The 13,211-nt window shown below is 71.3% G+C and carries 14 protein-coding genes; 3 read left to right on the top strand and 11 right to left on the bottom strand.

Annotated elements, in window-relative coordinates; genetic code table 11:
* Window position 1 precedes the first annotated feature (1 nt).
* Together KF837_33860 and KF837_33855 are read left to right on the top strand one after the other, a co-directional pair.
* Window positions 2-892: a hypothetical protein gene (locus KF837_33860; GenBank protein ID MBX3232362.1), complete on the top strand. Its 891-nt coding sequence runs from the start codon at window positions 2-4 to the stop codon at window positions 890-892.
* Between the two features lie 183 nt (window positions 893-1,075).
* The gene (locus KF837_33855) at window positions 1,076-1,315 is read left to right on the top strand and encodes a hypothetical protein (GenBank protein ID MBX3232361.1); all 240 of its coding nucleotides are present in this window, start codon (window positions 1,076-1,078) and stop codon (window positions 1,313-1,315) included.
* Between the two features lie 11 nt (window positions 1,316-1,326).
* Here KF837_33855 and murJ read toward each other — a convergent pair whose 3' ends face one another.
* The 7 genes from murJ to KF837_33820 form a co-directional block, all read right to left on the bottom strand.
* A complete protein-coding gene (murJ, locus tag KF837_33850) occupies window positions 1,327-2,904 on the bottom strand; it encodes a murein biosynthesis integral membrane protein MurJ (protein MBX3232360.1) in 1,578 nt (525 codons plus the stop codon).
* Between the two features lie 3 nt (window positions 2,905-2,907).
* Window positions 2,908-3,267, bottom strand: a complete 360-nt coding sequence (locus KF837_33845; GenBank protein ID MBX3232359.1) for a DUF971 domain-containing protein — start codon at window positions 3,265-3,267, stop codon at window positions 2,908-2,910.
* A 3-nt stretch (window positions 3,268-3,270) separates the two neighbouring features.
* On the bottom strand, window positions 3,271-4,284 hold the full coding sequence (locus tag KF837_33840; GenBank protein MBX3232358.1) for a hypothetical protein: 1,014 nt from the start codon (window positions 4,282-4,284) through the stop codon (window positions 3,271-3,273).
* Between the two features lie 9 nt (window positions 4,285-4,293).
* Window positions 4,294-4,995, bottom strand: coding sequence for a DNA repair protein RecO (gene recO / locus KF837_33835; GenBank protein ID MBX3232357.1), 702 nt, complete (start codon window positions 4,993-4,995; stop codon window positions 4,294-4,296).
* A complete protein-coding gene (locus KF837_33830) occupies window positions 4,992-5,384 on the bottom strand; it encodes a helix-turn-helix domain-containing protein (GenBank protein MBX3232356.1) in 393 nt (130 codons plus the stop codon). Before KF837_33830 ends, recO begins: the two co-directional genes overlap by 4 nt.
* A 53-nt stretch (window positions 5,385-5,437) precedes the next feature.
* Complete coding sequence (locus KF837_33825) at window positions 5,438-6,313, bottom strand: tetratricopeptide repeat protein (GenBank protein MBX3232355.1); 876 nt, start codon at window positions 6,311-6,313, stop codon at window positions 5,438-5,440.
* Window positions 6,314-6,441: 128 nt separating this feature from the next.
* Window positions 6,442-7,278: a Crp/Fnr family transcriptional regulator gene (locus KF837_33820; protein ID MBX3232354.1), complete on the bottom strand. Its 837-nt coding sequence runs from the start codon at window positions 7,276-7,278 to the stop codon at window positions 6,442-6,444.
* On the opposite strand from KF837_33820, the gene hisB reads away from it, so the two are divergent.
* The gene (gene hisB / locus KF837_33815) at window positions 7,201-7,788 is read left to right on the top strand and encodes an imidazoleglycerol-phosphate dehydratase HisB (protein ID MBX3232353.1); all 588 of its coding nucleotides are present in this window, start codon (window positions 7,201-7,203) and stop codon (window positions 7,786-7,788) included. The two genes, KF837_33820 and hisB, sit on opposite strands and share 78 nt — an antisense overlap.
* Here hisB and KF837_33810 read toward each other — a convergent pair.
* From KF837_33810 to KF837_33795, 4 genes are all read right to left on the bottom strand, one after another.
* Complete coding sequence (locus KF837_33810; protein MBX3232352.1) at window positions 7,785-8,705, bottom strand: cyclic nucleotide-binding domain-containing protein; 921 nt, start codon at window positions 8,703-8,705, stop codon at window positions 7,785-7,787. The two genes, hisB and KF837_33810, sit on opposite strands and share 4 nt — an antisense overlap.
* Window positions 8,692-11,547, bottom strand: a complete 2,856-nt coding sequence (locus KF837_33805) for a hypothetical protein (protein ID MBX3232351.1) — start codon at window positions 11,545-11,547, stop codon at window positions 8,692-8,694. The genes KF837_33810 and KF837_33805 overlap by 14 nt, the downstream gene beginning before the upstream one ends.
* A gap of 93 nt (window positions 11,548-11,640) precedes the next feature.
* Window positions 11,641-12,291: a hypothetical protein gene (locus KF837_33800; GenBank protein ID MBX3232350.1), complete on the bottom strand. Its 651-nt coding sequence runs from the start codon at window positions 12,289-12,291 to the stop codon at window positions 11,641-11,643.
* 45 nt (window positions 12,292-12,336) lie between these two features.
* Entirely contained in the window at window positions 12,337-13,158 is an 822-nt protein-coding gene (locus KF837_33795; protein MBX3232349.1) for a hypothetical protein, read from the bottom strand.
* Window positions 13,159-13,211: the final 53 nt, after the last annotated feature.

Here is a 13,211-nt window from a genome sequence, read left to right as displayed (position 1 = left end):
GATGAAGCTCGCACCGAGCCTCGCGCTCGCCGCCGCTCTCGCCTTCCCTCGCTCCGCCGCCGCGTCCGACTGCCAGGTGACGTACGGCTTTCGTCCGTCCCAGCTCGAGCCATGCGACGTCGTGAGCGCGCTGCCGCCGAACGGGATCCTTCGCCTGCGCCCCGCCGGGAGCCTCCACGGTGTGGAGCAGCTCACCTTCGCGTCGGAGATCAACGATCGCTTCGCGTGCTCGGCGAGCGAGAGCGCGATCGACTGCCTGCCCGTGCTCCGCGTCCGCGAGGGCGCCCTCGGCGCGCGCTTCGTCTCGGCGGAGCTGACCGGCTGCCTCACGAACCTCATCGTCGAGGGTGATCCCGATCTCGAGCCTCCGCCCGCGCCCGTCATCGCAGGCGTCGCGATCGACCTCGTCGAAGCCCCGGGCCGCTGCGACGTCGACGGCCTCGCGCTCCGCGTCGACAACGTCCGCGACGAGGCGACCCCCGCACGGCTCTTGCAGCTCGCGCTCTACGTCGGCGCGACGGAAGAGGAGGCGCGGACGACCGCGCGCATCGAGCACCTGCTCGAGGTCTACGACGCGCCCGCCGACTCGGTGACGCTCTCGGTGAACCTCGGCCGCGCCGACGGCCGCGAACGTCCCCTCGCCCGCGGCCTCTTCACCGCCGGCCGGCGTTGCGTGGCGGTCGAGACCGTGGACGCGGGCGGCAACTTCTCACCGCGCTCCGCGCCGGTCTGCTTCGACCACACCAACGAGTCCGATCCGCACGTCCGCCGCGTCGCGGGCACGGCCACGAACGACGGCTGCTCGACGACGAACGGGACGGCGGGCGCGGGCTCCGCCGCCCTCGTCCTGATGCTCCTCACGCTCCTCCGCCGCCGATCTCCCACCCGATGAAGCGGCTCTTCTCCAAGCAGCTCGCGATCCACGTGCTTCAGCTCGCGTTCATCGACACACTCGAGGATGGCTCGCACGGCGAAGCGTCTCCCGACGACGACGCGCTCCGCCGCTGGGGCCGCTTTCTCTCTCCTTGCGAAGTCCGACAGCGAGTTGGATGCTTTGGCAGAGGAGGATCCGACCATGAGCGCTGCACACGCTGCCCTCGACGAGCTCTCTCGAGATCCGGAAGCCGCACGCCTCGCGCGCGAGCGCGAAGACGCCTTGAAGCTCCACAACATCGACCTCGCTCATGCCCTCAACAAGGGCAAGCTCGAGGGCCGCGACCGCATCGCCCACGAGAAGGATCCGGTCGTGCTCGAGCGCTGGTTGACGCGCGCGCTCACCGCTACGGACGTCGCCGAGATCTTTCCGACGCCGTGACGTGAGCGCGCTCAGCGCCGGCGGCGCGCGAGCCGACGCCGGATCGGCGCGGCGACGGCGGTGAGCTCCTTCGCGCCGAGGGCCCACGCCGCGAGGGCGAAGACGGCGACGAAGGCGAGCGAGGACGCGAGGCCGGGCAGGCCGCGCCAGAGCGTGCCCTTCAGGAGATGAGCGAGCGCGCCCGCGGCGGCGGCGGCGAGGATCGAGGCGCCGAGCACGCGCGCGGCGGAGGCGAAGATCTCGCCGCCGCGGAGGGTCCCCAGCCGCAGGCGCAGGCCCCACGCGAGGAGCACCATCTGCACCGCGCTCGAGCCCGCGATCGCGATGCTGATGCCGACGTGGCCCTGCGAGCCCTTCAGCCAGTACGCGAGCGCGACGAACGCGACGAGGTCGAGCGCGCTCACGATGACCGGCGTCCGCGTGTCGCCGAGGGCGTGGAACGCGGGGACGAGCTGGCGCGTCGCGGCGACGGTGAAGATCGCGCCGCCCTGCCAGGCGAGGGCGCGCGCGGTCTCGGCCGACGAACGCGCGTCGAAGACGCCGCGCTCGTAGAGCAGGATCACGATCGGCTCGCCGAGGACGACGAGCGCGACGCTGCACGGGATCGCGACGAAGAGCGTGAGGCGCATCCCTTGCGCCCACGTCTTCACGAGCTCCTCGTGCTCGCCCTTCGCCGCGAACGTCGCGAGCGACGGCAGGCTCGCGCTCGAGATCGCCATGACGAAGATGCCTTGCGGCAGGTCGCAGAGGCGCGACGCCCACGAGAAGTAGCTCTGCGCCCCGTCGCCGAGCTCGGAGAGGAAGCGGCGCGAGAGCACGAGGTCGACGTAGTAGACGCCGAGCCCGAACGTCATCGGGAGGATCCGCTTCAGCATCGCGCGGACGTGCGGATCGGCGAAGTCGAGGCGCGGCCGCTGCACGAAGCCGATCCGCCGGAGGGCCGGGAGCTGCGCGACGACCTGCAGCACGCCGCCGGCCATCACGCCGATCGCGAGCGCCATCGCCGGCTCCGCGAGGCGGCCGCGAAGGAGGAAGACCGCGCCCACGATCCCGACGCTGAAGAGCGCCGGCGCGAACGCCGCGACCGCGAAGCGCTTCTTCGCGTTCAGCGCCGCCATCCCGAGCGCGGCGCTCCCCATGAAGAAGATGTACGGGAACATCACGCGCGTGAGGTTCACCGTGAGCTCCAGCTTCGCGGGGTCCGCCGCGAAGCCGCCGGCGAACAGCCACGCGAGCTGGCGCGCGAACACGACGCCGAGCACCGACACGACGACGAGCACGAGGAGCGACACGCCGCGCGCCCGCGCGAAGAAGGCGCGCCCCGCGTCGTCGCCCTCCTCCGCGAGGCGCTTCGAGAGCACCGGCACGACCGCGCTCGAGACCGCGCCCTCGGCGAGGAGCTGCCGGAGCGCGTTCGGGATCGTCAGCGCGGCCCAGAACGTGTCCGTTTCCCGCGTGTTGAAGAGCGCCGCGATGACGGCGTCGCGCCCGTACCCGAGCACGCGCGACAACAGCGTCCCCGCACCCACCACCCCCGCACGCTCCACGATCTTCGCGCGCTCGCGCTCGCCGTCGGCGGAGGTCGGCATCGCTTACAAACGAGGCATCTCGTCTCGCTCTTCCTTGAGCGAGCCTGGACGGCACTCGTCGCATTGGCAGAGCGCACGCAAATACTTGTAGGAGTAGAGGCCGCTGCCGTGGCCGTCGAACCAGACGAGGCGGAGGGCGTAGTTGCCGACCGGGTCGATCTGATCGAGCTCCGTCTGGAGATCGCCGCTCGGCTGCACGAACGCGATCGTCCCGGTGTGGCCCTGACACCCCGCGCACGGACAATAGCCGCGCAGCACCTCGTGCGGGTAGACGCCCTTGTGGCCGTCGCCCCAGTCGATCTCGGTCACCTTCGCCCCGCGCGGCGAGCGCACCGCCTTGCACTCTGTCGCGCGCGGGTCCATCGCTCAGCCCTTCTTCGAAGCGGCCTTCTTCTTCGGCGCCCCGCTCTCCGCCGCCGCCGCCGCGTCGAGGCGCGCCTTCACGTCGTCGAGCGCGGTCAGGCCCGTCGTCGCGCCGATCTTCGCGACCGACTTCGCGCCGAGGACGTGGCCGATCTCCATCGCCTTCGTCCAGAGCTTGCCGTCCTTCCAGACCGCGGAGTCGGGCGTCGCGTCCGACTTCGCGAGGACGGCGAGGACGCCGCCGACGAACGCGTCGCCGGCGCCGGAGCGATCGAGGCAGCGCACGCGCTTCGTCGGCGCGTTCACCTGGCCGTGCGCGCCGACGCACGCGGCGCCGTTCTCGCCGCGGGTCAGGATCCACGTCGCGTGCTTCGCGTTCTCGTCGAGCCACGTGAGCCCGCGCTTGCCGGCGAGCTGGTTCAGGTCGCGCTCCGACGCCTTGATCAACGCGCCGCGCGCGACGAGCTCCTTCACGCCCTTCTGCATCTCGTCGGGATCGCCCCAGAGGTGCGCGCGCACGTTGAGGTCGACGACGATGACCGCCTTCGCCTTCTCGGCCGCCGCGAGGAACGCCTCCGTCGCCGCGCGGAGGCTCGGCATCATGCTCGTCGTCGACACCACCGCGTAGCGGGCCTTGCCCATCGCCGGCGTGATGTCCGCCGGCGCGACCTTCAGCTCCGCGCTCCCGTTGCGGTACGGGATGTAGCTCGCGTCGCCGGTCGCGTTGTGGGTGATGAACGCGATGCCGGTCGGCGCCTTCACCGTGATCAGGCTCGAGACGTCGACGCCCTCCTCCGCGAGCTGCGCCGCGAGCGACTGCCCGAGCTTCTCGTCGCCGATGCCGCCGACGACGCCCGCCTTGAGGCCGAGCCGCGCGAGCGTGACGGCGACGTTCGCGGTCGCGCCCCCGATCTCACGCTTGAAGGTCCGGCTGATCGCCTCCTTGTCCTTCGGCACCGCCTCGTAGAAGTCCCACAGAATCTCGCCGTAGCACGCGACGTCCAAACCGCTCTCCACGGCGACACTCTACACGGCATCCACGCCCGCGTGCGCGGCCATCGCCTCACGGGCGATCTCGATCAGCTCGTCCGCCTCGTCTCGGCGGAGGTCGACGGCCTCCCCGCGCTGCGCCCGCGCCGCGAGCGCGCGGAGATCCGGCTTGACCGTACGCCTTGCGCCGCCGCAGCCCGTGCAGACGAGGCCGCCGCGCGCGCCGTCGAGGAAGGCGGAGCGCCCCGGCGGACACGGCCGCCCGCAGCGCACGCACTGATCGAGCTCGAGCGCATAGCCCATGTCGGTGAGGAGCCGGAGGCCGAACACGGCGAGCGGGCTCCGCGGATCGGCGCCCGCGTCGAGGACGTCGAAGAGCACCTCGAGCGATCGCCACGCGGCGGGCTCGGGCGTGCGCGGAGGACAGAGGTGGCGCGTCCAGCGGAGCGCCTCGCCCGCGGCGTCCATCGCGTCGAGCGAGGCGGTGATCCCCGTGCGCGCGCGCTGGATCCGGGCCTCCTTGAGGAAGCAGAGCTCCTTGCCCTTGTCGTCGAGCCCGATGAAAAGCTCGTGGATCGGCTCGAGCGCGCCGCCGAACCGCTTCTGCGAGCGGCGCGCGCCGCGGACGATGGCGCCGAGGACGCCGGCGTCGCGCGTGAAGAACGTCGCGATCACGTCCGACTCGCCGTAGGGCACGCTGCGGACGAGCAGCGCCGGCGAGTCGATGCGGCGGATCACGCCGTCAGTGTAGTCGCCTCCGCGGCGGCGCCCTGCGAAAGCTCCGGCGGCATGTCGCGACCGCGCGGCTTGAGCACGATGCTGAGCGCGAGCGTGAAGAGGATGAGCAGCAGCACGAGCGCGATCGCGACGCCGAAGCGACGCCCCTGCCCCTCCCGCGCGGCCTGCACCGGTGACGCGACCGGCAGCGGCACGACGATCGAGACGCGGCGGCTCGCGGTGTAGCGCGCGACGACGTCGTCGGACACGAGGCCGACCGCCTGGGCGTAGGACTTCAAGAAGCCCTTCACGAAGACCTCGCCGGGGAGATCGTCGAAGTGGTCCTGCTCGATCGATTCGAGGGTGTTCACGGGGATGCGCGTGACGCGCGATACCTCTGCGATGCTCATGCGCTTCTTCTCGCGCTGGGTCCGCAGGGTCGATCCGACCGTCTCCGAAACGCTCACGTATGCCTCCTGGCGAAGGGAATGAGAACGACGCCCGAGCTCGACGGTGGCGCGGACGCCAGCTTCGCGAGCTCACGGACGCAGGTCTGGCCCGTCGCTGTTTCCTTCGAGATCTTGGCGCAATGTTCGTAGTCCTCGCGGGCTTCGGCGGTCTTGCCGAGCTTCACGCGGACACGGGCGCGCGACTCCCAAGCGTCTTGCAGCTCCGCGCACTGCGGGTCGGCCGTGATCGCCGAGCTGAAGCTCTGCTCCGCCATCGCGGCGTCGCCCTTCTTCTCGAGGCCGATGCCGAGGCGGTAGTGGCCGACGCAGAAGCGCGGCTCGGTGACGGAGTTGCGGAGCGACGAGATGCCCGCGTCGAGCTGACCGTCCAGCACCTGCGCCCAGCCGAGGTTGCCCCAGGCGTAGTGCGGGAAGACGTACGCCGGGTCTTTCGTCAGCGGCTCGAGGACCGCGATCGCGTCCTTGTACTTCTTCGCGTTGATGAGGACCTGCCCGAGCAGGTTCTTCGCGTCGCGAAAATCCGGGTTCGCCTTGAGCGCGGCGCGCGCCGCCTTCTCGATGTCGGCGAGGCGGCAGTCGGGGCCGTCGAAGCCGCGCGGTCCCGAGCAGAACGCGAGGAGGATGACGGCGTGGAGGTAATGCGCGCGATCGTTCTCCTCGTTGTACGCGACCGCCTTCTGCACGTGATCGAGCGCCTGCCGCGTCTCGCCCTTCTGGAAGGTGTCGCGCGCGAGGTCGTACTCGGCGTCGCTCTGCCGCTCCGGGTTCTTCACCTCCGGCCCGCTGCTCTTGCCGCTGCAGGCAACGAGCATCACCGCCAGGCCGGCGAGGGGTGCAACACGGTGGGTCGAGAGGTCGCGCAGGCGCATGTAGGTCCGACGGGAGCGCCCGAGTTAACAGAGCTATTTTCCGTCGTCAACCCTGAACGGTCCGCGTCCAACCGCACAAAAGCCCTCAGGTTTTCCACTGAGGGCGGGGCGCCTCTGACGCGGCGCGTCTAGCGTTCGCCGCGCAATTCCTCAGTCGTTCCGAGGAGCGAGTAGAGGCGGCGGAGCGCCTCGACGTCCGGGATCTCGACACGCTCCCCCACGATCCGGAGGTACTGCTGATCGCGCAGCCGCTGGACGGTGCGCTTCACCGTCTCGACGTCGAGGCCGACGCGGCTCGAGAGATCGACGGGCGAGAGCACGAGCTCGACCGGTCCGGCGCCCTCGGCGAGGGCCCCGCGCGCCTGCGCCATCTTGAGGAGGGCGCTCACGACCTTGGACTGCGTGTCGCGCAGCATGAGGACCTCGATCTGGTCCTCGGCGTCGCGGAGGCGGCGAACGAGCTGCGAGAGGATGCGCTCGGCGAGCTCGGGGTAGCGCTCGACGACGGAGCGGAGCGCCGCGCGATCGAGGGCGAGCATGAGGCCGTCCGCCAGCGCCACCGCGGTGGAGGGGCGCACGGAGCCGTCGCCGAGCGCGCCCTCGCCGAAGAGATCGCCGGGGCGGAGGACCGAGACGCTGCGCTCCACCATCCGCACCCGCTTCAGGAGCCGCACCCGGCCCTGATGGAGGAGGTACGCGTGGGTGGCGGGCTCGCCTTCGCGGAAGAGGATGTCGCCCTGGACGAAGGGACGCGCGTACTGCTCGATGAGCGTCCGCGAGAGCTCGAGCTCGGGCTCGCGCAGAGATTCCTGTCCGCCCTCCAAGGTCACGTTGGCGCGGACGATAGCATTTTTGCGATGCGCGTAGTCGCGTGCTGAGATCGGCGGGTGAGGACGGCGCGCGAAGAGCGGACGACGAAGGAGACCTCGATCGTGGTCGAGGTCTCCCTCGACGGCACCGGGCAGGCGCGGATCGACACGCCGCTGCCCTTCCTCTCGCACATGCTCGATCAGATCGCGCGCCACGGCCTCGTCGACCTCGTCGTCGAGGCCAAGGGCGACGTCGAGATCGACGGCCACCACACGACCGAGGACCTCGGCATCGTCCTCGGCCGCGCGATCGCGGCCGCGCTCGGCGACAAGGCGGGGATCGCGCGCTACGGCGCGGCGACGCTGCCGATGGACGAGGCGCGCGCGACGAGCGCGATCGATCTCTCGGGGCGCACCTTCTTCGTCTGGGAGGTGCCGATGCCGAAGGCGAAGCTCGGCACGTGGGACACCGAGCTCGCAGAGGTCTTCTTCGAGGGCTTCGCGCGCGGCGCACAATGCAACCTCCACCTCGTCCTCCACGCCGGGCAGAACCTGCATCACATGACCGAGATCTGCTTCAAGGCCTTCGCCCGCGCGCTGCGGGCGGCGATGACGATCGATCCGCGCGCGCCCGGCGTCCTGCCGTCGACGAAAGGAAGCCTCTAACCCGCTTCGCGCTCGGCGCGACGGTCCCAGAGCTCGAGGAGAAAGGACGCCATCATCGACATGAACACGAGCGCGACGTCGAGGTCGTCCTCGAACATGTCGATGAGGCCCTCGCGGTTGCCGACGAGCGCCGTGATCGGCTCGGTGACGTAGAGGTCGTTCCAGCGCGGCTTGCCCGCGATCGCCTCCACCCCGCCGACGATGTAGCTCGGGCCGACCTCTTGCACCGACTTGCCGTCGTTCCAGCGCAGCTCGCCCTTCCCCTTCACGATGAAGTACGAGCCGGTCGACGCGTCGCCGGCGCGCCAGACGTGCTCGCCGGCGGGGAAGCGCACCTCCTTCATCTGGCGCGCGAGGCGCGCGACGGAGTTCACGTTCGCGCGGCGGAACGCGAGCGTGCGGCGGACGAGGAAGATGCGCTCGACGATGCCGATCGGTCCGTCGCCGATGAGGTCCTCGTAGTGCTCCGGCGGCGGCTGGTACGGCCGCGGCGGCGACCTGGCGTTCTCGTCGACGAGGCGCTCCCCGATCCAGCGCATCGTCCCGAACAGGACCGGGAAGTGGTCCTCGAACATCTCGTCGAGCGCGTCGACGCTGAGCTCGAAGGTCTCCACCCGCGACTCCGCGACCGCCTCGGTGCCGCCCGCGGTGCGCGCGAGGACGGACATGAAGCCGACGCCGCCGGGCGCGGTGATCGTGCGGATGACGTAGCCGTGCCGGCGCATCGTGACGGAGCCGGTCAGGAGCATGTGGAACGCGCGCGGCGGCTCGTCCTCGCGGAGGATGACCTGCCCCTTCTCGAAGGTGTTCGAGCGGATCGACGCCGCGAGCGACGCGAGCGCGCTGGTGGGGATCGAGCGGAACACGGGGACGCCGCGGAGGCGGAGCAGGCGCTCGGTCAGATCAAGCCGGCGCACGGGTCGGCCTCCTGCTCGGCTCGGGGAGGAGATCGCGCGCGCGATCGACGATGCGCTTGCCGAGCGAGTCGAGGCTCTTCGCCTGCGCGGAGCGACGGCTCGGCACGGTCGACGGATCGACGCCGACCTCGAGCGCGCGGTACTCGGCGAGCGTGCGCATCGTGCTGCCGCCGCGCGCGAGCATCTCGCGGAGGACCTCTTCGTAGGACGGCCGGTCGGCGCCATTCGGCGGCGGCGCGTCGCCGACGAGCGCGAGCACGCGCGCCCGGAGCGGCGGCCCGACGATGTTCTCGACGAGCTCGAGGCTCGACGCGCGCGTCTTCGGCCGCTTGCTGCGGAGCCCGCGCTCGACGTCCTCGAAGTCCTCGCCGTAGAGGAGATCGAGCAGCATGAAGAGCCGCTGGATCGCGTGCTGCTCCTTGTCGCGCACGAGATCGACGAGGAGGTGGTGCGCGGCCTGGAGCGGATCGAGCTTCACCGCCGACGTCGCCGGCGCGTCGTGCAGCGCCGAGAGCCCCGCCTTCCAGCGCCGCAGCTCCTCGGTGTGATCGAGCGTGGCCTCCGCCGTTTGCCGGAGGACGTCCTCGTCGAGCGACAGGCTCGGGTTCGCGCGCCGCAGCTTGATGAGCGCGCGGATCACCTTGAAGCGCACCGCGCCGTCGCGCTCGCTCCGCAGGTGCGCGAGGAGCTTCTTCGCCGCGAGCGCGGGCTCGAAGAGCGCGAGGGTCCGTGGAAGATGCACGCGGACGTCGCGCGCGAAGTCTCGCTGCGTGAGCACGTCGTCGACGAAGTCGATCGCGCCCGGGATGACGGCGATCGCCTCGCGCGCGGTGGCGCGGAGCTCGTGGCGGTTGAGCATCCCGACGAGGACCGGGAGGTAGGCCGGACGGCGCCGCACGCACATCGCCTGCGCGACCTCGAGGCGGATCCGCGCGTCGATCGAGAGCTCGAGGCCGCCGGACGGACCGAGGTTCGCGCGCTGGACCGCGACCTCGTCGGCGCGGAGGGCCGGCTCGCGCTCGACGAACGAGCCGGCCTCGCGCGCGAGGCGGATCAGCGCGTCGTCGAAGCGCTCGGCGACGGCGGGGTCCTCCTCCGATCCTTCGGCGGCGCCGAGGTCGCGGATCGCGCGCGCGATCTCGGCGGCGGTGTGCCACGAGCGCGTCGCGATCGCCTGCTTCATGCGGCGGTCGAAGTCGTCCGGCGCGATCCAGCCGCGCGCCATGAGCGCGACGAGCGCGGTGACCGCGACCTGCGGGCAGCGGTCATCGAGCCGCTCCTCGAGGAGCGCGCGATCGGGGGCGACCGCGGTGCGCGCGCGCAGCGCCGCGGCGGCGACGGCGCGATCGGGGTGCTGGTTGAGGCGATCGGCGATCGAGACGAAGTCGCTCCGCCCCCGCCGCGCGAAGAGGTCGAGCGCCTTGAGGACGACCTCGCGGCTCGGGTGATAGAGGATGAGCGCGGGGATGAGCCGCTCGCGATGCTGCTCCGCGAGGAGATCGAGCGACGCGAGGACCTCGGCGTCGTAGCTGCTGTTGAGGCCGGCGAAGAGGAGCTCGAGCGCGCCGAGGTCGAGCTCCGGCAGCTCCGCCTTCCCGCTGAGGCCGCCGGCGCGGAGCGTCTCGCGGAACACGTCGAGGTAGTGACCGCGGATCGTGACGACGTTCCCGAGCCACAGCACGGCGAGGAGCAGGACGATCGCGGCGAGGGTCGCGTAGTTCGCGGCGCCGATCGCGACGAGCCCGAGGATCGCGAGCGACGCGACGGCCTGTCCGCCGCGGTTGCCGACGAGCTCGATGATCGGCTTCACGCGCTCGCGCGTCCCGTCGGGCACCGGCACGAGGAGCAGCTCCATGCTCGTCTTGTGGAGCGAGTAGCGCAGCGTGCCGTCGAGGCCCTTCAGCGACACCGCGAAGACGAGCGCGCCCGCGGTGGCGAGCACGCTGCCCGCCGCGCCGATGAGGAGCACCGGGAAGAAGAAGAGCGCGCGCTGCACCCCGAAGGTGCGGAAGATCCAGGGGCCGACGATGACCTGCGCGACGAGCGCGGTCGTGTTCGTGACGGCGTAGAAGGTGGAGAGCCACGCCGCGAGGACCTGCGGATCGTGGTAGGCCTCCGCGATGCGCGCCTTGAAGAGGTAGTCGCCGAGCGTGAACGCGATCGTCGCCGCGAGCACGATGAAGAGGACGCGGCGCGCGAAGCGATCGCTCGCGAGGAGCGTCGCGTTCGTGGTCATCGATCCGTGCGCGGGATCCGTCACCTGCGCCGCGGGCCCCTTCGCCTCTTCGGGCACGCGGATCGCGACGACGGGCAGCACGGCGCCGGCGAAGAGGACCGCGGCGACGAGGACGAGGCGCCCGGGCGGGAGCGCGGTGACCGCCGCGCGCGCCGCGAACGCGCCGACCACGCCGCCGAGCACCGCGCCCGCGCCGATGAAGCCGTAGAGCCGCTTCGCCTGCGTCATGGTGTGGACGCGCCCGAGCAGCGTCCAGAGCTGGACCGTGACCCACGCGACGAAGAGGCCCGACCAGACGTAGAGGACGTAGAGGAGCGACGGCGGCCACTGCGTGACGCGCCCGTACGCCCAGAGCGCGGCGGTGGCGCTCGCGCCGGCGAGGATCGTCGCGCCGATCGCGCCCTTGTTCGACGGGAGGTGCAGCCGCGCCGCGCCGAGCGCGAGGACGGCGATGAGCAGGTACATCCACGGCAGCTGCGCGGGCGGCAGCTTCGTGAGGAACAACGCGTCGCGCGCGGTCTCGAGGAGCGTGTGGCCGGACGTGAGGACGAGCAGCGCCGCGAACGCCGCGAACGAGTTGCGGCGCTCCTCCGGACGGATGTCCAACAGGCCACGGAGACTGCTCATCGGTCGCGGGCTCTCGCCCCTCGACGTTACGATGTCAGGACGCCGGATCCGTCGCGAATCGGCGGCGCTCGGCTAGAAAAGCAGGGCCGCCGCGGCGGCGATCGCGCTCAACGTTCCGACGGTGGAGGCGGCGGCGACGAAGAGGCCCTTCGTCACCGCGCCCTCGTCGGCGCACGCGAGCGCGGCTTCGTAGAGCTCGATGTCGCGCTTCGGGAGGCGGCGCATCCGCGCGATGCGGAGGTCGGAGCGAAGGGAGAGCTTGCGCCGCAAGACGTGGAACGCGTACGCCGGTGTCGCCGAGAGCTTCTCGGGCGGGAGGCCGTAGCCCGCGAACGCGACGATGCCGGGGCGCGGATCGAGCGGCTTCTTCTCGAGCGGCTTCTTGTCGAGCGGCTTCTTGTCGATGCGGTGGAGGCCGGAGCCCGACTTCGCCCACATCGCCGGCAGCGGCTCGGCGCGACCCTGCGGCTTCGCGAGATCGAGCGCGAGCGGAGGGTCGGCGTCGTCGAAGAACGTGTCGTCGAGCATGCGGCCCGGCGCGTCCGCGGGCGGGCGGACGGCGGGCATCTCCATCGAGCGATAGGCCTTGGGCCGGGGCTTGATGGGGATCGGCGCGAGCGACGGCAAGTCTTCGTCGTCGTACGACGGCTCGACCTCCACGGCGCGATGGACGCCTGATTGCTCGGGGAGCGTGGGATGAGACTGGCGACGGGCGATCGGCATGGTGCGCTAGCAACCCGTACGGCCGCCCGCGCAACGCCTTAAGGGTCAGCGCGCGATCGTGAAGTGGTAGTTCGCGCCGAGCGCGGAGTCGTAGGCGTGGCAGCCGTGGACGGACGAGGTATCGAACCACAGCGCGAGGTCGCCCGCGGCGGGGAGCTCGATGACGGTGTCGACCGCGACGCGCTTGCCCGCCTCGGCGCGGCCGGTCTCGAAGCTCTTCGCGGGACCGCCGTTGATCGAGGCGTAGCCGCCGATGCCGTACACCGGGTAGCCGTTGCGGTAGGCCTCGCAGCTGCGGAGGCGCTCCTGCTCGTAGTGGACCTTGGCCTTGCCGACCTTGAGCTCACCCCGCACCGTGGGCGCGCCGTCCTTGCCGAACGAGATGGTGGGGAGCGCGTCGGGGGCGGGGCCCTCGACCGCGATGTGGTAGTTCGCGCCGAGATCGGAGTCGTACTCGGAGCAGCCGAAGACGCTCGTGACCTGGAACCAGATCGCGAGGTCGCCGCCCTCGAGCGGCGTGATGCTCGCGGCCGCGGCCTCGCGGTCGGCGCCGTCGGCGGTGAGCTTGGTGACCTCGAACGACTTCGCGGGCGCGCCGTTCAGGCTGTAGAAGCCGGCGATGTTCCAGCCCGGGCGACCGCCCTGGTTGCCGCGGCACTGCGGGAGGCGCTCGAGGGCGTAGCGGATCTCGATCGGGCTGCCCGATTTCGCGGTGCCGCTGAGGGTCTCGTCGAAGTCCTTCGTCAGCGTGTAGGTCGCGGCGCTGTTGACCTCGGCCTCGGCGCCGGCGGCGGCGTCGTCCGCGCTCTCGACGGAGCAGGCGACGGCGAAGGCGGCGAGGGCGCTGAAAAGAAGCGGCTTGAACATGACGCACATGTCATACCTCAGACTACAGCAAGCGCAAGGCCAATGACGCGCTG

This window comes from Labilithrix sp. (genome assembly GCA_019637155.1).
Classification (GTDB): domain Bacteria; phylum Myxococcota_A; class Polyangia; order Polyangiales; family Polyangiaceae; genus Labilithrix.
This window is presented reverse-complemented; position numbering and strand designations above follow the sequence as displayed.